Origin of the sequence: Halobacillus sp. Cin3, from assembly GCF_947311855.1 — a bacterium.
GTDB classification, from domain to species: domain Bacteria; phylum Bacillota; class Bacilli; order Bacillales; family Halobacillaceae; genus Halobacillus; species Halobacillus kuroshimensis.
The window spans coordinates 1416205-1434485 of the sequence record NZ_CAMZMV010000001.1; the positions used below are offsets into that span (position 1 = coordinate 1416205).

Sequence of the window (18281 nt, forward strand, 5' to 3'; positions counted from 1 at the left end):
TGAATAATTTTCGAATCCTATTACAAAGGAGGACGCGACGATGAATTTAAATCTGCGCGCAGCGATTCTGTCCAATGTCAGCAATCATAATGCCGAACAGCTTGAAGCCACTATTGATGATGCCCTGCAGAAGGGTGAGGAAAAAATGCTTCCCGGGCTTGGCGTATTCTTTGAAATGCTGTGGAAAGAATCCGATGAACAGGAACGCCAGGAAATTCTTGATACATTAGAACAAGGCTTAAAACAACAGAAATAAGCACGAAAAAAGCCAGCCCTTTACGGCTGGCTTTTTAGTATTACTGGAAGGTAATTTCTTTGACTGTATCAGCATCCAGGCCTTTAATAACTTCTACAATTAATCGTACCGCATTTTCAAAATCATCACGGTGAAGCATAGCCGCATGAGAGTGAATATAACGCGTAGCAATCGTAATAGAAAGAGCTGGAACCCCGTCATGGCTTAAGTGGATGGCACCTGAGTCCGTGCCGCCGCCGGCGAGGGAATCAAACTGATAAGGAATGTCGTTCGCATCCGCTGTATCCGTAACAAAGTCACGAAGTCCTTTATGGGAAATCATAGAGGCATCGTACAGGATGATCTGCGGGCCGTCTCCCATTTTACTGGAAGCGTCTTTATCCGATACACCCGGAGTATCCCCGGCAATACCGACATCGACACCGAAAGCAATATCAGGGTTGATCAGGTTGGCGGATGTGCGGGCACCGCGGAGACCGACCTCTTCCTGAACCGTTCCGACACCGTAAACCGTATTCGGGTGCTTTTCACCCTTCAACTGCTTCAGCACTTCAATCGCAATGGCACAGCCGATGCGGTTATCCCATGCTTTAGCCAGCAGCATTTTTTCATTTTTCATCTGTGTAAATTCAAAGTATGGAACGACAGAATCTCCCGGCTTCACACCGAATTCCATCGCCTCTTCACGGCTGGAAGCGCCGATATCGATGAACATATCCTTGATTTCCACAGCTTTCTTGCGCTGCTCCGCAGGCAGGATGTGCGGTGGTTTTGAACCGATCACACCGGTAAGGTCGCCATTACGTGTCATAATCGTAACACGCTGGGCGAGCATAACCTGACTCCACCATCCTCCGACGGTCTGGAAGTAAATATAGCCATGATCATCAATGCGGGTAACCATGAATCCAACCTCATCGAGGTGACCGGCTACCATAACGCTCGGGCCCTTTTTATTTCCTACTTTCTTCGCAATCAGACTTCCAAGATTATCTGTGAAGACTTCATCCGCATAGGGAGTGATGTACTGCTTCATGACGTCACGGGCTTCCCTTTCGTTCCCCGGTACACCTTTCGCATCCGTCAGATCTTTCAACATCTGCAGTGTTTCATCTTTTTTAGCCATATGTATTCAAATCCTCCTTTTTCTGTCCAATGTTATTATAAACCTTTTGAAGCGATTTCACAAAAATTCTGCCATTTTGTAATTAATAGCCCTGGTCCTGTCTTTTAAAATTCACTTCATTTTTATTTATATACGCTTCTTTCAAATCCTCTGCCGTAATTCCGATGGTCCGCCCTAAGGAAACGTAGGCGCGAAACAGTTCTTCGTAGTTTCCCTTCGTCTGTTCATGACGGAACGTCTCTACGCTGCTGTATACGTCCAAAAATGCTTCCGTCTCTGTCATGGAGCGGCTCTCTTCTTCCTGGCTGGTATAGCGGAAGCCAAGATCCAAACCAAGGGACAACAGGAAATGAACCCCATCTACATACTCTTCCTGAATGACCGATGGAGCGCTCGGCCCTTTTGTACTCCAAAATTTAAAGCAGCGTGTTTCATTCGCCAGCTCGCCAAGCTCTACAAATAAGGCCAGGATTTTGGATTCGACATAAGCGCTTTTCTCCAAATTGTGCTGTTGTTCAATATAATGATCCAGTCTTTCCTGCATCTGATATAACGATTCCCAAAACATTGGTTGTCCCTCCTAAAAAAATCATCGATAATAATGTATCATTTTCTGAAACAAAAAGACATGCTGATACGTATAGCAGGCACGTACCTTCAAGGAAGGAGTCCGATGCTCATGATCATCCTTTTGTTCAGACTACTGCTGCTTCTGGCGATAGCCTTTATTATGTACACCGCTTATAAATTCATCGTCAATCCAAGGAGAAAGCTGGATCTCGCCCGGGATAAAAAAGAATTTTACTTTCATGATAACCAGGAAGATACGAAAGAGAATTTCCTGATGACTTTGAAAGGTCATGTGTTTGAAGGGGAAAAATATTTAGGGACAACCGAAGATGCCTTTGAGGTCGTTACCATCAATGTAAGTGCCCACGACCCGAACAAGCTTCAGGGGCTGGAACGGGAAGATATATACTTTATGGAAAAAGAAATCCTTCTCCGTTATCCACATGCTTCTATCGAATGGAAGTACCCGATCAACCGCCTGATTATCCATCCACTGAAAAATCATGACGATTTCCATTAAAACAACCCTCTGCCCTTTGCTGCAGAGGGTTGTTCTTTTATGGATTCGTCTGGAAGAAATCGTTCCATAAAAACACTTCACTTTTCTTCCGGATCATGAAACTCACACCAACAAGCGCGCCTGAAAAAGCGACCATCATCGGCAGCGAAAAAAGCGTGACCCACTGACCGACAGATGTGTAAATAAAGGCGAGTGGAAAATTAGCAAATAAAGATGATTTCGCATAATCCTTAAAATCTGCGCTGCTTTCAATAAGACAATAAGACAACAGGTGAAAGTGAATAAAAGGAACAAGACGCAGCACTGCTACCTGCTTGACGGACAGAGATGCCTGTTTTTTCATCCATCGCTCCTTGATTCCCGCCATCCTTTTCATCACCCAAGGCACCATCCGGATCGTCCGGTAAAACAACAGGCTGGATATCATCGTCCCAATGACCGAGTACGCGGTTCCCGCAATCGGTCCGAACAATACTCCTCCGGTTATGCAGACAAGCATGACCGGTAGAAACAAAAAAGGCCGAAGCAGATGAATTCCGATAAACAAGAGCGGCGCCCAGGCTTCCTGATGTTCCAACCATGCCAGCACTGCTGTCGTTGTCCCGCCCACGTCAATCCCCTCCCTGCCTACATCTTATGACAAGATACTCAGGTGTAGAACCGCACGTACAAATACCAGATCAATACGCCATGCGCGGCTATGAGTAATGGAAAACCGACGGTAAACGACTTATGCTTCGTCTTATGACGAAACACCTTCATCCCGAGCACTCCTCCGAATGCGCCTCCCAGCAAAGCCGCCAGCCATAACTGCTTTTCGGGTATTCTCCATTTCTGCTCTCTTGCCCTCTTCTTGTCCACTCCCATCAGGATAAACAGCCAGATATTCACTCCGAGATAAAACAATCCTGCATACATCATCACCTTCACGCTCCCCTTATGTATTCAAACAGGGTATAAAAAAAGAGCCATTTCCAACCGGACGGAAATGGCTCTTCTCATAAAATTACTTAAGAGCAGATTTTGCTTGCTCTGCAAGACTTGCGAAACCTTGGGCGTCATTGACAGCAAGGTCAGCTAGCATCTTACGGTTCACTTCGATACCCGCAAGTTTAAGACCGTGCATAAGACGGCTGTAGGAAATGTCGTTCAAACGCGCTGCAGCGTTGATACGAGCGATCCAAAGCTGACGGAAGTCGCGCTTTTTCTGACGACGGTCGCGGTAAGCGTACTGTCCTGATTTCATTACCTGCTGTTTAGCAGTTTTAAATAGTGCGTGTTTTGAACCATAATAACCTTTTGCTAGTTTAAGGACACGGTTACGACGTTGACGTGTCACTGTTCCACCTTTTACTCGTGGCATGGTAATCCCTCCTAATTAAATCAGTCTTTATTAGTCTTTCGGAAGCATATGCTTGATACGGCGGTAGTCTCCTGCAGAAACCAGTGCCTCTTTACGAAGCTTACGCTTTTGCTTAGTTGATTTGTTCGCGAACAAGTGGCTTGTGAAAGCGTGGGAACGTTTCACTTTACCTGTCCCAGTTTTTTTGAAGCGTTTTTGAGAACCTTTGTGGGTCTTCATTTTTGGCATGTGAATTTCCTCCTTTAAACTTGATACTTTGTCTTACTTCTCGCTCAGAGGAGCAAGCATTAAGAACATGCTGCGACCTTCCATTTTAGGCTTGGTCTCAACTTGGGCGACATCTTTGCACTCTTCAGCCAGGCGTTCGAGTACTTTCTGCCCTAGTTCTTTGTGTGTGATGGCACGTCCGCGGAAACGGACAGATGCTTTCACTTTGTCACCTTTAGACAAGAACTTGCGTGCGTTACGAAGTTTTGTGTTAAAGTCGTGGTCTTCAATCCCTGGGCTGAGACGCACTTCCTTCACTTTGATGACGGTTTGTTTCTTACGAGCTTCTTTGTCTTTCTTCTGCTGCTCGAAACGATATTTTCCGTAGTCCATCACTCGGCAAACCGGAGGCTTCGCATTTGGGGCCACCATAACAAGATCAAGATTTGCATTTGCTGCAATATCAAGCGCTTCGTTACGGGATTTAACTCCAAGCTGCTCACCATTTACGTCGATCAGACGGACTTCACGGGCACGGATTTTTTCATTAACGTTCATGTTATCCTTGCTAATATCGAGCCACCTCCAACTAGTTTTAGAAAACTTATATGAGATCTGTCATCGACAAGATTCCTGCTGAAAATAAAAAAAGTGTCGGTACACATTCTGCACCCACACGTATCCTAACATTTAAGGAATTAGTGACCTGCCAACTGCTTTATCAGCGTCGATCAGGTGAGAAGCGGGTGCTCCTACTTGTCTCTAGATCCGTTCATTCAGTTACCTAAACAATAATAGCATGCCTGATGATGCATGTCAACAATCAAATGTTGTTTGTCTGACTACCTAATCAAGGATAATCGAAATCCAGATAAAAATCAATCCTTTTCCTGCAAACCAATACCTGGAGGAAGAAGATCCGGCGTCTGCCCGGAGGTACTCGGCGTGAAAACAAAACGAGATAAAATGATAAAAACCCATACCAGGATGAAAACTCCTCCAACCTGGTATGGGTTTACAAAATCGTCTCCGCTTCTTCTGCTTACTTTCTCAGAAGCTTCTGATCAATTTCATTTTTGATTTCAGACTTGAACGTGTCTACGGACTTTGTAGCAGAATCCTGTTCTCCGTAGCGACGGACGTTTACAGCATGGTCTTCGATTTCCTTATCTCCAACGACAAGCTGGAACGGGATTTTCTGCATCTGTGCTTCACGGATCTTATAACCGATTTTTTCATTCCGCTCATCCACTTCGACACGCACACCAGCTTCACGAAGTTCATCTTCCAGTTTTTTCGCATAGTCCAGATGGACGTCTGCAGATACTGGAATAATTTTCGCCTGGACAGGGGCAAGCCATGTCGGGAAGACACCTTTGTATTCTTCAATAAGGAAGGCAACAAAACGTTCCATTGTCGACACGACCCCACGGTGAATAACGACCGGACGGTGATCGGCTCCATCCTCCCCAACGTATGTCAGATCAAAGCGTTCTGGAAGGTGGAAGTCCAGCTGGACAGTCGAAAGCGTTTCGTCCTTACCAAGCGCCGTTTTCACTTGAACATCCAGTTTCGGACCGTAGAAAGCAGCTTCTCCTTCGGCTTCCACATACTCCAGTTTCATGTCTTCCATCGTTTCTTTCAGCATCCCCTGCGCTTTATCCCACATGGCATCATTGTCGATGTACTTTTCCTTATCCTCTGGGTCACGGTAGGACAGACGGAAATAGTAATCGTTGATACCGAAATCGCGGTACACTTCCTGAACGAGACGAACAACACGCTTGAATTCATCTTTCAGCTGATCCGGGCGGGCAAAAATATGCGCATCATTCAATGTCATGGCACGCACACGCTGCAGGCCGGCAAGAGCTCCGGACATTTCATAGCGGTGCATCGTACCCAGTTCAGCAATACGGACAGGCAGGTTCCGGTAGCTGTGCATCTGGTTTTTATAGACCATCATATGGTGCGGGCAGTTCATCGGTCGAAGAACAAGGTCTTCGTTGTCCATTTCCATTGTCGGGAACATATCATCCTGATAGTGATCCCAGTGTCCGCTTGTTTTGTACAGGTCAACACTTCCCAAAACAGGTGTATACACGTGATCGTATCCCAGGCGCTCTTCTGTATCTACAATGTAGCGCTCAATTGTACGACGGATGGTCGAACCTTTTGGCAGCCACATCGGAAGTCCCTGACCGACCTTCTGGTTGATCGTAAAGATCTCCAGTTCCTTACCGAGTTTACGGTGATCGCGTTCCTTCGCTTCTTCAAGCATCTGAAGGTATTCATCCAGATGGGCTTTTTTCTCAAAGGCCGTTCCGTAGATACGTTGAAGCATTTGATTGTCGCTGTCCCCTCTCCAGTAGGCACCGGAAATGCTCAACAGCTTGAAGACTTTGATTTTACTTGTCTGTGGAACGTGGACGCCGCGGCAGAGATCAAAGAATTCCCCCTGCTTATAAATCGTCACCTGTTCGCCTTCAGGGATGGCTTCGATCAGTTCAAGCTTCAGCTCATCGCCGATTTCCTTATACTTTTCGATCGCTTCCTCCCTTGAAAGCTCTATGCGTTCAATTTCGTGGTTTTCATCTACAATCTTCTGCATTTCTTTTTCGATTTTCGGAAGATCTTCCGGTGTCAGGGATTCCTCCATATCGATATCATAATAAAATCCATTTTCAATGACCGGACCAACGCCAAGTTTGACGTTTCCATAAAGGCGCTTAACGGCCTGTGCCATCAGGTGGGCTGTAGAGTGGCGCACCACTTCCAAGCCTTCCGGATTTTTATAGGTAAGAATCTCAATTTCCCCATCCTGTTCAATCGGACGTCTCAGGTCGTAAGGTTCGCCGTCCAGCTTTATGGCCAGGGCCTGCTTTTTCAAGCCTGAAGAAATCGATTTAGCGACGTCTTCCCCTGTGGTCCCTCTCTCAAACTCCTTGATGTTTCCGTCTGGGAACTTGATTTGAATCGCATCCGCCATGTGTAACACTCCTTTTCTAAATAAATATAAAAAAACGCCCATCCCTCAGCATAGTGCTAAGGGACGAGCGTTGTCTCTCGTGGTTCCACCCAGGTTCCCGCATCCTCGCAAGGCTGCGGCTTCAATATCCTTAACGCGGATCAGTCGCTGTCCATTACTCTGAATCATTTCACAGACAGGGCTCAAAGGTGGTAAACGATAAGCCGTTAAGAAGGAGCTTCCAGCCGATGACTCCTCTCTCTGATCATACGCCACTTTCCGTTCGTATCCTTATCAAAGCCATTGATTTAATATGTACGTATTATATCCATTTGCGAAAAGGAAATCAAGGGCTTTAAAAAGGAAATTGCGATTTGGGCTTCCAGACAGCCTTTTCCTCAAAGATATTCATCAGCAGTTCCAAGTTGGAATTCTCCGCCTGATCGGAGTAAATGATGATTTCCTCAGGGGCATGGACGAGCGCCGGCGTGACCGGCCATTCAAGAGGAAGATCAGACACGGCTTCATCCGGGTACTGCTTTTGGTAGAGACGCGTCTCCGAATCACTCAGCGGATTGCCTTCATCGTGGAAGTAAGTCAGTCCATGGTCATCGAGAATATGAAGAAGCTGCACTCCCGTATCCTGATGATGAACACGGTGACGCCATGAATCGACCAGCAGCTGATACGATTCCTCCTGCTTATACTCATCAATGACCTTGCCTGTATAATCCGTAAGGCATCTGTGGACATGCGCCAGACAGCCGGCACTCAAGTCATCAAACAGGACGGTATCCCTTACATGCACGTACTCCTGTATAAAAGACTTGATGTAGTGGTGAATGGGCGGAAGCCGCAGACCTGCTGGAGGATGGGAGTCAAAGTCCTGCTCAATCTCAAGAATGCGCTGAATTTCATCGGCATCCTCGAAGTGATAGGAGAACCGGAGGACCCCTTCCATCCAGGCAGGGATTTTCCTTTTCCTGACAACATGGTGCAGCGCACGCACGACATCCACATAGGCAGACTCCCTTGAGGAAGCATGCATCAATTTGACAGAAAAACGTTTTCCGCTCTCCTCATAAACCCACAGCTTCTGCTCGGAAACGATGGCATTATAAAACGTTTCGGCTTCCAGACGCTTGGAAAAAGATAAGTCAAACACCAGAATTCCCCCTCATCCCGACTTTCCATCCTATGTCTATCATCAATGCTTCCTGGAAGCATAGAAAATATCATCAAGACCGGCTCGTCTTTTCATTGTTATATTTATGAAAGGGATAGGTAAATCATGTCACTGACCTTCTTGTTCACAAAGATTTATGAACGCCTGTTCTGACCGCCGACATAAACCGTTTCACTCAGCTGTTTGATCCGTTCGGTAATCCGCTTGGCTTTCACCTGTTCCACATCGCCGCGGCTGCTTGTCATCAACACTTTTTCAAGCTCATTCAGCGTATAGTTGGAGGTGAAAAAGACAGGCAGACGCTCCATCATCCGATAGTGCAGGATACTGCCTAATATCTCATCCCTGAACCAGGCCGACTGGGACTCTGCTCCGATATCGTCCAGCATTAACACCGGCGTTTCTTTAAAGGCGGTGATTTTGTCATTGAGGGAATCATCTTTGATGGATGATTTCATTTCCCTTACAAATTCAGGCATATAAATAATCATCGATGGGATCTGCTTGTCACTGAGAGCATTGGCGACCGCCCCGAGGAAATACGTTTTCCCCACACCGAACGGTCCATGGAAATACAATCCTTTTGCAGGAAGCTCATCCCTGAGAGTTTCAATGTACTGGACGGTTTTCGCTACTGCCCCTCCGCGGTCGGGGTCTTCCAGATCCATTCGTTCCAGCGATGCTTCCAGAATTTCTCTAGGCATATGAAGGCTGCTTACCAATGACTTCTGATACGACTGCTGCTCCTGTGAACGCTGGCGTCTGCATTTATCATAAATCAGCTTGACGTCGGTCCCTTCCACTTCCAGCGATGGAACGTATCCGGGCAGGATGTTGATACACGCCTCCCTCGACGGACATTTTTCGCAGTTTTTCGATTGGGTCCTGTATTCATAAAGCTTGATCAAGTGTTTCTCCACCGCTTTTTCATCCAGGCCTTCATTTTCCTGCATCAGACGCTGGACTTCAGCAGAGTCCAGGACTTCCGCTTTCATATGATTGTAGCGCTGCTGAAACTGCTTGTTCTCTTTCATCCATTTTTTCAACGATTGCTGAATGGGCTCCATTCCATTCACCCCTTACTCTAGTTTCCTCTATTGGTCAGCCTCGCGATTCTGGCTGCGATATCTTCTTTATCGACCTGAGGCTCAGCAGACGCTGCGGCATGCTGCTTCTCTTCCTGTTTATTAAACCAGACAGGAATGACTTCGTCTTTTTGGGAGGTCCGTTTCTGTGTTTTCTGACGGCCCCACTGCTGGTATTTCTGATGCTCTGCCTTGGCCAGATTCATGGCCTGGCGCACGGTGGTCACGTTTTTACGCGCCCAGTGGCTGGCAATTTTCTCCATGTAGGATTTCGACAGTTTCATATCCGTTTTCAACATCACATAATGGACAAGCACGTTCATAACCCCGGCTGTGATGCCTTGTTCGGTCATGACATCCCGGATCAGCTTCAAATCCTGTTCCGATGCACGGTTGCCGTTGGATAAATCCTCAAGCAGCTCCCTCGGGGATATCTGCTCGAGCATTTCAATAAACTGGTCTTCCTTGGATCCTGTCGTTTCTTTTTCCATGGACGCCCACTTCTCACGATCATCGACAGAGGCGGGCTGTACATTTTTTTCTTCTTTCATAAAGTCGTGACATGCAGCCTTAAACTCTTCCTCGACTAAGCAGTGATTTTCATCTATGGCCCATGTCACCGCTTTTTCCAATTCAACGTTGGACAAATCATACAACGTCGCCAGCTGTATGATCAGTTTCTTATTCCGTCCCGTCAAGATCCGTTCACTTGGATACATTCTCTTTTGAAGCGCTTGGCGGAGCCAGGTGAAATCGACGCGGCTTTCCGAGGTTCGGGGGCCGCGGTATTCCTGAAAACGCTTCTGCTCAGCAATCACTTCGGTTTCCCTCTGCACAGACTCCATCATTTTATGATGAAACACTTCGTCAAAAGAAGCCGTGATTTCTTCGTATCCTTCCACCGAAGGCTCAGGCTTAACAAACCGGCTTTTTACCTGTTCATACTTGTCCTGACCCAATTCATGGGTCAAGAGAAGCGCGAGCATGTCATCCTGGAAAAATTCCTCCGGCGTAAAAGGGGGGTGAACCGCATAAATATAGACAGTCTGGTCGCTCTCTTCGTTCGAACGATACGTTCTCAGCAGCCCAAGAGCCTCCAGCCTCCCTCTGGCTTGATAAATTTTATCCAGAGGAGCGGAAAGGTAAGCCATCAATGAATGGTGGGTCTGAACCGTATCCTGATCCGCAAGATCCGCTTCAGAAAGCAGTAAATGGTAGAGAGATACAGCCAGACGTCCTACAATCGGCTGGTATAGATGGGATAACGAACGATGAAAATTTCGAGGCATTTCTCCGCCGTTCCTGATTTTAAAACCGTCTACAGGCAGCAGTCTGCCAATGGATTGATTCATCGTCTACACCTCCTTCGTTCATCCAAATCTATGAAAAAGAAAATGAGCCGGCTCAGGCTCATTCGTCATGATCATCTTTAATTAATTCCTTCAATTCGTCAATAAATACGTTTATATCCTTAAACTGGCGGTAAACGGACGCAAACCGGACGTAGGCCACTTCATCAACTTCGGAGAGACGGCCCATGACCATTTCGCCGATATCCTCACTCAGCACTTCTGAAACGCCGCGGTTCCTCAGTTCCTTTTCAATATCGAGCGTAACGGCTTCAAGCTTTTCCACTTCAACCGGACGCTTTTCACAGGCTCTGATCAATCCCCGCATCAGCTTTTCCCTGCTGAATTCCTCCCGCGTTCCCTCTTTTTTCACGACAATCAGAGGGACCTCTTCAATCCGCTCAAACGTTGTAAAACGAAAGCCGCACTGTTCACACTCTCTCCGTCTTCTGATTGTCTGACCTTCCTCTATTGGTCTTGAATCAAGCACCTTCGTGCTTTTGTAGTGACAGTTTGGACACTTCACCTTTGATCAACTCCACATCGTCTTCGTTTCATCATCCAATCATCCGGGATCCACAGCTGTAAACTGCCGGTCCAGCTGTTCATAGAACTGCACGATCAGGTTACGGCTGTAGCCGAAATCCACAGGGCCTCCTGAATCAGTGGTGACCGAAAAGTCCACGGCCGTGCGGAACGGACGGACCATAATAATTGTTGCGACAACAAAGGCCCGCCGTTTTCCTTTATAAGTGATCGTCAGTTCTCCGCGCTCCCTGGAGACGGCTTTGATTTCAGAAGGTGAAGGGAACATTTCTTCCACGGCGCGGAAAACCTCATCATGCTTGGCTTTGTAATAGTGTGTGATAAGGGCCGTGTCCTTATGCTGTTCACTGGTTTCGGAATGAGTGCTGAGATACCTGGAAATAAATGCTTTCACTAATCTGACTCCTTCAGTCCATTCGACATAATCTTAATTTATTTTAACATGACTTTAAAAAATTAGAAACGGTTTTACAGAAGGAGGGAGCAGACAGCTTTATCCAATAGGAAAGCAGAAAAAAAGCCATGCAGAACCTCCTGCATGACTTTCTCATTTTGTGCATTTACAGAGCACGGGCTTCCTTGACTTCTACAGGACCCATTCCTCTTGGTACTTCAACCGTTTCGTTCCGGCCGGCTTCCAAAGCCTCCACAATGTAGTGCGCAGCTACATTGGGATCGATCCGGTCTCCACACGTATACACGTCAATGCTTGCATATCCGTGCTCCGGGAAGCTGTGTATCGTCAGATGTGACTCTGAAATGATAACAACACCACTAACACCGTGAGGGGCAAACTTGTGAAAAGCCACCTCTCTCACTTCTGCACCGGCTTTGAGTGCAGCATCAACAAAAACTTGTTCTATATACGACATATCGTTCAATTTTGATTCATTACAATCCCATAGTTCAGCTATTACGTGTCTTCCCATTGTATCCATAACGGATCCCCCTTTGTACATTAACTTCTTCCCCTCTGAAATTGCGGCCATGTACTACCACGGGGGAAAGTTAGTCCTGAGAGGTCCTAACCCTTTGAGTAGACATGAAGATTTTTGAAATTCAGAAGTTCAAAAGAAAGTATAAAGGGTTTATCCCGTTTTTGCAAGATATATTTAAGAAGCCTGAAAAGGGTCGTGAAGAGTCTTCACCCGGAATCAGAGGCGTCCTTTAAGACACTCTCGCCGTCCTTTCCTGTTTCAATAATTTTCCCACATATTTCGCCAGATCAACGACGCGGCAGGAGTAGCCCCACTCATTATCATACCAGGCAAGCACTTTCACTTTTGAGCCTTCCATCACCTGTGTGGACAGCCCATCAATGATGGCGGAAGACGGAGAGGTCGTGTAATCAATGGATACCAGTGGTTCATCGCTGTACTCCAGAATGCCTTTCATGTCCCTCTGTGAGGCAGATGCGAACGCTTCATTCAACTCTTCCTTCGTAACCGCTTTCTTCAGATCGACGACTAGATCCACTAAAGAGACGTTCGGTGTCGGTACACGTAAAGCCATTCCGTTCAGCTTTCCCTTCATACTTGGAATGACCTCTCCCAGGGCTTTGGCCGCTCCTGTGGAGGTCGGTATGATCGACTGCGTACACCCACGGGCTCTCCGCAGATCCTTGTGAGGGTTATCCAGGTTCTTCTGATCATTGGTAAAAGAATGAACCGTCGTCATCAAGCCGTTTTCAATACCGAATTCATCTTCCAGCACTTTGACCACCGGCGCCAGACAGTTGGTCGTGCACGAAGCATTGGAAATAACATCATGCGTTTCAGGGGAATAGGAATCCTCATTGACCCCCATCACAATGGTCGCATCGACTTCCTTACCCGGAGCTGTAATGATGACTTTTTTTGCACCTGCATCCAGATGGAGAGCAGCCTCATCCTTCGTACGGAACTTTCCGGTAGCTTCGATTACGATGTCCACACCAAGCTCTTTCCAAGGGAGCTCAGCCGGGTTTCTCGTAGAACAGAGCTTGATTTTCTTCCCATTTACCATTAACCCTTCAGGAATCGTACGTACTTCTCCGTCGAATCGTCCATGAACACTGTCATATTTCACCATGTGAGCGATCGTTTCAGCAGGATAGCTGGCATTGACAGCCACAAGCTCCACGGTATCATCTACTGCCGCCTGTCTGAATACCATACGTCCGATTCTTCCCAAGCCATTAATGGCGATCTTTGTTTTCCCCATGATGTTCCAGCCCCCTATATATGATATACTTTTTTGGATCATTTCTAGGATTAGTATAACATATTGCAAGCGCTTTTGAAGTGGGTTCAATAATTTTACACAAAAATAACACGTCTTTCTCAGACGTGTTATTATACGAGGTCCCACCGGTGAAGTATGTCTCTTAATTGGTGAAAGCTTTCCTCTTTCGTTCCATTATTATCGATAACCGCATCCGCCATTTCCGATTTGCGGCTGACAGGAATCTGCGAAGCGATCCGCTCCTGTGCATCTTCCCTCGATGAACCATCCCGTTCCATCAGCCGTTGGAGCTGTGTTTCCTCATCGACTGCAACGACAAGCACCTTTTCTACATAATCCGTCAGTCCGCTCTCAAAAAGAAGGGGAATATCCAGAACGACCGCTTTGGCCTCTTTTGTTTTATAAGATTCCCGCCGCCGGATCATTTCTTCCCGGACACGAGGGTGAACGATATCGTTCAGTTCTTTCCTTCGTCCTTCGCTGCTGAAAATCACCTTCCCGAGCTTTTTGCGATCCAGTGTTCCATCATCAAAAAGGACGTCTTTCCCAAAAACCCGTACGATGTCCTCGTAGGCGGGCTCACCAGGGCGGACGACATCCCTCGATATTTGATCCGCATCGATGACAGGAATCTCCCATTCATCGAACATGCCGGATACGGTACTTTTTCCACTTGCGATACTACCGGTTAAACCAATGACCAGTGTCATAAAACCCTTCCTTTACGATAGCTTGATCAAGCCGATGATAATCAATAGAACCCCCGGGAGAATAGAGATACTTTCCACCCTGTTCGTCAGTTTTGCCCCGGCCATCATCCCAGTTCCGAGCATAAGAAACGTAGATGAAGCGATAAGTCCACCCGTCAACAGAACAGGGAGACCGATCAGCGCTCCGCTGATGCCTGCCCCTATGGTATCAAGGGAAAGGGCGGTTCCAAGCAGCCACACTTCTTTACCTTGAATCCCTCCGGATTTATCCACATCAGCGGTCACTGGATCATTCAAAACTTTTGCGGGGTTCAGCCAGGGGTCCTGCTGATTTTCGGTATGTTGTTTAAAAAACTGTCTTAAAAAATACATGCCGATACCTATTAAGGCAACAGCTCCAGCCTTTTCCGCCATTTCCGGTTTGACAACTTGAACGAGCAGCTGACCGAAATACGAGGAAAGAAGAAAGACTATACCTGAAACAGAGGCAATCACCACAATGCCACAGAATGCGAGCTTTACTTTTTTCAAACCGAGCACGCAGCCAATCCCGAAGCTGTCGACACTCACGGCTGTAACAAATAAAAAAATGAACATCCCGATGCCCATACCGCCCACTCCTCTAACATGGAAGTGGGATAGTATATGGCTGTTTATTCAGATACGTGAAGCGGCTGGCAGACTGGACAGACGTGTGTGCCCCTGCCGCCGACTTTTGTCTTAACAATCGGTGTCCCACAGTTCTGGCACTCCATATCCTGTTTACCATACACACGGAGCTGCTGTTGGAACATTCCGATTTCACCCTGGCTGTTTAAGTAGGAGCGGATCGTTGTGCCTCCCTGCTCGATTGCCTCCAGAATAACCGTGATGCTCGCTTCCCGGATGCTTTCGGCCTCTTCTCTCGTCAGCGTATTCGCCGTCCGTTCCGGATGTAGTCCGGCTCGGAACAGCGCTTCATCTACATAGATATTGCCAAGACCGGCAACAATGGACTGATCCAGGAGGACCGCCTTCATGTTGCGGCTTGTTTTCAGCAGCCTCTGATGAAAATAATCGAGGGTGAAGGCCTCATCGAAAGGATCGGGGCCGAGCTGGACCAATGGTTTATTCAAGGCTTCTTCGCCCTTTTTAAACGCATGCATCGTGCCGAACTTCCGGACATCGTTGTAGCGGAGCTCTGTTCCATCTGTAAAATGGAAAATCACATGAGTATGCTTCGGTTTCTCAAGCGTTCCATCATAAACGCCGAATTTCCCCTCCATCCGCAGATGGGAAACGAGGGCAATGTCATCAAGGTGGAAAATGAGAAATTTCCCCTTGCGATCAATATCCTTGATGGATTGTCCTCTAAGCAGGTCACCAAAGGCATTGGGATCCTTCGGCTGTTTAATGATGTTCCCCCAGAAAATGGAGACATCCTTTATTTCTTTTCCTACAGTTAAATGCTTTAACGTTTTTCTTACAGTTTCCACTTCTGGTAATTCGGGCATCTCTCATTCTCCTTATTTATTTCGCGTCGTACCATGTATTTCCATAAGAGGAATCCACTTTCAATGGTACATCAAGCTCTACGGTGTTTTCCATAACATCTGCGACGAGCGTTTCCAGCTTTTTAATTTCGGCTTCCGGCGCTTCAATGATGAGTTCATCGTGCACCTGCAGGAGAACTCTTGCTTCCATCTTTTCTTCCTGGAGCTTTTCTTCCAGATCGATCATGGCTTTTTTAATGACATCAGCCGCACTGCCCTGGATCGGGGTATTCATTGCCGTCCGCTCAGCAAAGCTGCGTTTATTGAAATTCCGGCTTGTAATATCCGGAAGATAACGCCTGCGGTTCATGAACGTCCGCACATAGCCCGTTTCCTTCGCTTCACGGACAGACTCTTCCATATAGGTTTTGACTCCCGGATAACTTTCCAGGTATTTATCGATGAACGCCTGGGCTTCTTTTCTCGATATGCCGAGACTTTGTGACAAGCCATAATCACTGATTCCATAGACGATGCCGAAGTTGACGGCTTTCGCCTGCCTGCGCATTTCACCCGTTACGTCCGAAGCCGGCACACCGAAAACCTCAGAGGCGGTCTGAGTGTGAATGTCCTTATCTTCACGGAACGCTTCAATCAGCTTCTCATCCCCTGCAATGTGTGCCAGTACACGCAGTTCAATCTGGGAATAGTCACTGGCAAACATGACCCAGCCTTCCCTGGACGGAATGAACGCCTGGCGGATTTTCCGTCCTTCCTCAAGCCGGATCGGAATGTTCTGCAGGTTCGGATCTGTGGAACTCAAACGTCCTGTCTGGGTAAGCGCCTGATTGAAACGGGTGTGGATCTTACCGGTATCTTCATGAACCACCTTCAGCAGTCCTTCAATATAGGTGGATTTCAACTTGGACAACTGTCGGTTCAACAAAATTTTAGAAATGATTTCATGTTGATCCTCCAGCTGTTCCAATACATCTGCGGAGGTGGAATAGCCTGTTTTCGTTTTCTTAATGACAGGAAGGCCGAGTTTTTCGAACAAAATCGGTCCAAGCTGTTTTGGAGAATTCAAGTTGAACTCTTCTCCCGCCAGCTCATAGACTTCCTGTTCTACTTTATTCAAGCGCTCTTCAAGCTCTGCCCCCATTTCCTGCAGACGGCTGACATCCACCGAGACACCCCGGTGCTCCATCCGCCCGAGAATAACAGCCAGAGGCATTTCCAGCTCAACGAGAAGCTCATACTGTTCATTGGCTTTCAGCTGTTCCTCCATATTCCCTTTCAGCTTATACAGAATTGCAGCCTTCCTTGCAATATGCTCGTAGACGACTTGATCGTCTTCCGGACGTTTCATTTTTGCTCCTTTTCCGTAGACCTCTTCATCATATTGGACCGCTGTCTCCCCCATTCGATGGGCGATGGCAGGAATATCATGATTATTTTCAGAAGGGTTCAGCAGGTAGGAAGCAAGAAGCAGATCAAAGCTGATCCCTTTGATGTCCACGCCGTGTCTCATGAGAGCTACAGCGGTCTGTTTTGCATCGAAGACCCATTTTTCCTTGGACGCATCCTCTGCCCAGGATACAAAGGCTTCTGACTTCACTGCATTCTCCATAGAAAGGACCACTTTGGAATCCTCATTGACGATGGCAATCCCTTCGACTGGAGCGGTATGATAGTTTTCATACAGCATCTCCACGACAAGCGCTTCCCCGCCTGTAAACAGATCGGGTGTTACTTCTTCGACAACTTTCACATCGATGTCCGGCAGAGACTCAGCCACAGACTCCCCTTCTCCGCCTTCCTGGATCCTCGGAAGCAGGGACTGGAAGCCGAGTTCTTTGAAGAAACCGCTCACCTGCTGCGTTTGATATCCTTCATAGCCAATCGTATCGACGCTGACATCAATCGGCGCATTTCTCTCGATGGTTACGAGCTGCTGACTCATGAAAGCATTGCCGCGGTTTGTCTCCAGCTTTTCTTTCAGCTTTTTACCACTGACCTCGTCCAAGTTCTCATACAGGTTTTCCAACGTATCAAACTGCTTCAGCAGCTTAACAGCCGTTTTCTCTCCAACACCGGGAACACCCGGGATGTTATCGGAGTTATCTCCCATAAGAGCTTTCAAGTCGATAATCTGATCTGCCCGCACCTCCATTTTTTCCATAAGGAAAGAAGGGGTATATGTATCGACGTTCGTAATCCCTTTTTTCGTAAGGCTGACCGTGATCTGATCGTTGACCAGCTGCAGAAGATCCTTGTCTCCGGAGATGACCTTCACCTCATGATCTTTCTCTCCAGCCTGGGTCGCCAGCGTACCGATAATGTCATCTGCCTCATAGTTCGGAAGCTGATAATATTTCACTCCAAACGCATCGAGCAGTTCCTTTAGGACAGGAAACTGTTCGGACAGCTCAGATGGTGTTTTCTGCCTTCCACCCTTGTATTCCTGATACGTTTCATGACGAAAAGTCGTTTTCCCGGCATCAAATGCAACAAGCAGATGATCCGGCTGGTCTTCTTCCAATATTTTAAGCAGCATTGTCGTAAAACCATAGACGGCGTTTGTGTACACACCTTTATCATTATTCAGCAGCGGCAGGGCAAAAAATGCCCGGTAAGCGATACTGTTTCCATCAATCAATACAACTTTCTCAGCCATAAACTCACTCCTTAACCGGAAAT

Annotated in this window: 21 protein-coding genes and 1 other annotated feature; of the genes, 2 read left to right on the forward strand and 19 right to left on the reverse strand. The window is 47.1% G+C overall.

Annotation, left to right across the window (positions count from 1 at the left end; translation table 11 throughout):
• Positions 1–40 precede the first annotated feature (40 nt).
• Positions 41–256, forward strand: a complete 216-nt coding sequence (gene sspI / locus QMA39_RS07555) for a small acid-soluble spore protein SspI (protein WP_027955189.1) — start codon at positions 41–43, stop codon at positions 254–256.
• A 40-nt stretch (positions 257–296) separates the two neighbouring features.
• On the opposite strand, the gene QMA39_RS07560 is transcribed toward sspI, so the two are convergent.
• A complete protein-coding gene (locus tag QMA39_RS07560; protein WP_027955188.1) occupies positions 297–1382 on the reverse strand; it encodes a M42 family metallopeptidase in 1086 nt (361 codons plus the stop codon).
• An 82-nt stretch (positions 1383–1464) separates the two neighbouring features.
• Positions 1465–1950, reverse strand: a complete 486-nt coding sequence (locus QMA39_RS07565; RefSeq protein WP_027955187.1) for a dUTP diphosphatase — start codon at positions 1948–1950, stop codon at positions 1465–1467.
• A gap of 111 nt (positions 1951–2061) precedes the next feature.
• On the opposite strand from QMA39_RS07565, the gene QMA39_RS07570 reads away from it, so the two are divergent.
• A complete protein-coding gene (locus QMA39_RS07570) occupies positions 2062–2472 on the forward strand; it encodes a hypothetical protein (protein ID WP_027955186.1) in 411 nt (136 codons plus the stop codon).
• A 37-nt stretch (positions 2473–2509) separates the two neighbouring features.
• Here the strand turns inward: QMA39_RS07570 and QMA39_RS07575 are convergent, their stop codons facing one another.
• From QMA39_RS07575 to polA, 17 genes are all read right to left on the reverse strand, one after another.
• Positions 2510–3082 carry a VTT domain-containing protein gene (locus tag QMA39_RS07575; RefSeq protein ID WP_051254684.1) on the reverse strand — a complete coding sequence of 191 codons (573 nt, stop codon included), beginning with the start codon at positions 3080–3082 and terminating at the stop codon, positions 2510–2512.
• Between the two features lie 38 nt (positions 3083–3120).
• The gene (locus QMA39_RS07580) at positions 3121–3393 is read right to left on the reverse strand and encodes a DUF1294 domain-containing protein (protein ID WP_035532084.1); all 273 of its coding nucleotides are present in this window, start codon (positions 3391–3393) and stop codon (positions 3121–3123) included.
• 85 nt (positions 3394–3478) lie between these two features.
• The gene (gene rplT / locus QMA39_RS07585; protein ID WP_027955183.1) at positions 3479–3835 is read right to left on the reverse strand and encodes a 50S ribosomal protein L20; all 357 of its coding nucleotides are present in this window, start codon (positions 3833–3835) and stop codon (positions 3479–3481) included.
• A gap of 30 nt (positions 3836–3865) precedes the next feature.
• The gene (rpmI, locus tag QMA39_RS07590; protein WP_027955182.1) at positions 3866–4063 is read right to left on the reverse strand and encodes a 50S ribosomal protein L35; all 198 of its coding nucleotides are present in this window, start codon (positions 4061–4063) and stop codon (positions 3866–3868) included.
• Positions 4064–4096: 33 nt separating this feature from the next.
• Complete coding sequence (infC, locus tag QMA39_RS07595) at positions 4097–4600, reverse strand: translation initiation factor IF-3 (protein WP_027955181.1); 504 nt, start codon at positions 4598–4600, stop codon at positions 4097–4099.
• A gap of 81 nt (positions 4601–4681) precedes the next feature.
• Positions 4682–4806 (reverse strand) — a sequence feature (ribosomal protein L20 leader region).
• Positions 4807–5084: 278 nt separating this feature from the next.
• A complete protein-coding gene (gene thrS / locus QMA39_RS07600) occupies positions 5085–7031 on the reverse strand; it encodes a threonine--tRNA ligase (protein WP_281658316.1) in 1947 nt (648 codons plus the stop codon).
• Positions 7032–7365: 334 nt separating this feature from the next.
• Positions 7366–8175 (reverse strand): sporulation protein YtxC, encoded by an 810-nt coding sequence (gene ytxC, locus QMA39_RS07605; protein WP_281658317.1) that lies wholly within the window; start codon positions 8173–8175, stop codon positions 7366–7368.
• Between the two features lie 155 nt (positions 8176–8330).
• Positions 8331–9263 (reverse strand): primosomal protein DnaI, encoded by a 933-nt coding sequence (dnaI, locus tag QMA39_RS07610; protein WP_206935523.1) that lies wholly within the window; start codon positions 9261–9263, stop codon positions 8331–8333.
• A gap of 17 nt (positions 9264–9280) precedes the next feature.
• Complete coding sequence (locus QMA39_RS07615) at positions 9281–10633, reverse strand: DnaD domain protein (protein WP_027955177.1); 1353 nt, start codon at positions 10631–10633, stop codon at positions 9281–9283.
• A gap of 58 nt (positions 10634–10691) precedes the next feature.
• Complete coding sequence (nrdR, locus tag QMA39_RS07620; protein ID WP_027955176.1) at positions 10692–11156, reverse strand: transcriptional regulator NrdR; 465 nt, start codon at positions 11154–11156, stop codon at positions 10692–10694.
• Between the two features lie 39 nt (positions 11157–11195).
• On the reverse strand, positions 11196–11570 hold the full coding sequence (locus QMA39_RS07625) for a cytosolic protein (RefSeq protein WP_206935525.1): 375 nt from the start codon (positions 11568–11570) through the stop codon (positions 11196–11198).
• A 166-nt stretch (positions 11571–11736) separates the two neighbouring features.
• Complete coding sequence (gene speD, locus QMA39_RS07630) at positions 11737–12114, reverse strand: adenosylmethionine decarboxylase (RefSeq protein WP_027955174.1); 378 nt, start codon at positions 12112–12114, stop codon at positions 11737–11739.
• 229 nt (positions 12115–12343) lie between these two features.
• Complete coding sequence (locus tag QMA39_RS07635; protein ID WP_206935527.1) at positions 12344–13378, reverse strand: glyceraldehyde-3-phosphate dehydrogenase; 1035 nt, start codon at positions 13376–13378, stop codon at positions 12344–12346.
• A 131-nt stretch (positions 13379–13509) separates the two neighbouring features.
• Positions 13510–14109 (reverse strand): dephospho-CoA kinase, encoded by a 600-nt coding sequence (gene coaE / locus QMA39_RS07640; RefSeq protein ID WP_027955172.1) that lies wholly within the window; start codon positions 14107–14109, stop codon positions 13510–13512.
• A 12-nt stretch (positions 14110–14121) separates the two neighbouring features.
• Positions 14122–14718 carry a manganese efflux pump gene (locus QMA39_RS07645; RefSeq protein WP_281658318.1) on the reverse strand — a complete coding sequence of 199 codons (597 nt, stop codon included), beginning with the start codon at positions 14716–14718 and terminating at the stop codon, positions 14122–14124.
• Between the two features lie 44 nt (positions 14719–14762).
• Positions 14763–15602 carry a DNA-formamidopyrimidine glycosylase gene (gene mutM / locus QMA39_RS07650; RefSeq protein ID WP_281658319.1) on the reverse strand — a complete coding sequence of 280 codons (840 nt, stop codon included), beginning with the start codon at positions 15600–15602 and terminating at the stop codon, positions 14763–14765.
• A 16-nt stretch (positions 15603–15618) separates the two neighbouring features.
• Complete coding sequence (polA, locus tag QMA39_RS07655) at positions 15619–18258, reverse strand: DNA polymerase I (protein ID WP_281658320.1); 2640 nt, start codon at positions 18256–18258, stop codon at positions 15619–15621.
• Between the last annotated feature and the right edge of the window lie 23 nt (positions 18259–18281).

Bases quoted from the DNA above. Each gene is read 5' to 3' on its own strand.
- sspI (WP_027955189.1), top strand. From the start codon at position 41: ATGAATTTAAATCTGCGCGCAGCGATTCTGTCCAATGTCAGCAATCAT.
- speD (WP_027955174.1), bottom strand. From the start codon at position 12,114: ATGGATACAATGGGAAGACACGTAATAGCTGAACTATGGGATTGTAAT.
- rplT (WP_027955183.1), bottom strand. From the start codon at position 3,835: ATGCCACGAGTAAAAGGTGGAACAGTGACACGTCAACGTCGTAACCGT.
- infC (WP_027955181.1), bottom strand. From the start codon at position 4,600: ATGAACGTTAATGAAAAAATCCGTGCCCGTGAAGTCCGTCTGATCGAC.
- QMA39_RS07560 (WP_027955188.1), bottom strand. From the start codon at position 1,382: ATGGCTAAAAAAGATGAAACACTGCAGATGTTGAAAGATCTGACGGAT.
- coaE (WP_027955172.1), bottom strand. From the start codon at position 14,109: ATGACACTGGTCATTGGTTTAACCGGTAGTATCGCAAGTGGAAAAAGT.
- dnaI (WP_206935523.1), bottom strand. From the start codon at position 9,263: ATGGAGCCCATTCAGCAATCGTTGAAAAAATGGATGAAAGAGAACAAG.
- QMA39_RS07615 (WP_027955177.1), bottom strand. From the start codon at position 10,633: ATGAATCAATCCATTGGCAGACTGCTGCCTGTAGACGGTTTTAAAATC.
- QMA39_RS07565 (WP_027955187.1), bottom strand. From the start codon at position 1,950: ATGTTTTGGGAATCGTTATATCAGATGCAGGAAAGACTGGATCATTAT.
- mutM (WP_281658319.1), bottom strand. From the start codon at position 15,602: ATGCCCGAATTACCAGAAGTGGAAACTGTAAGAAAAACGTTAAAGCAT.
- thrS (WP_281658316.1), bottom strand. From the start codon at position 7,031: ATGGCGGATGCGATTCAAATCAAGTTCCCAGACGGAAACATCAAGGAG.
- QMA39_RS07580 (WP_035532084.1), bottom strand. From the start codon at position 3,393: ATGATGTATGCAGGATTGTTTTATCTCGGAGTGAATATCTGGCTGTTT.
- QMA39_RS07570 (WP_027955186.1), top strand. From the start codon at position 2,062: ATGATCATCCTTTTGTTCAGACTACTGCTGCTTCTGGCGATAGCCTTT.
- polA (WP_281658320.1), bottom strand. From the start codon at position 18,258: ATGGCTGAGAAAGTTGTATTGATTGATGGAAACAGTATCGCTTACCGG.
- QMA39_RS07635 (WP_206935527.1), bottom strand. From the start codon at position 13,378: ATGGGGAAAACAAAGATCGCCATTAATGGCTTGGGAAGAATCGGACGT.
- QMA39_RS07645 (WP_281658318.1), bottom strand. From the start codon at position 14,718: ATGGGCATCGGGATGTTCATTTTTTTATTTGTTACAGCCGTGAGTGTC.
- rpmI (WP_027955182.1), bottom strand. From the start codon at position 4,063: ATGCCAAAAATGAAGACCCACAAAGGTTCTCAAAAACGCTTCAAAAAA.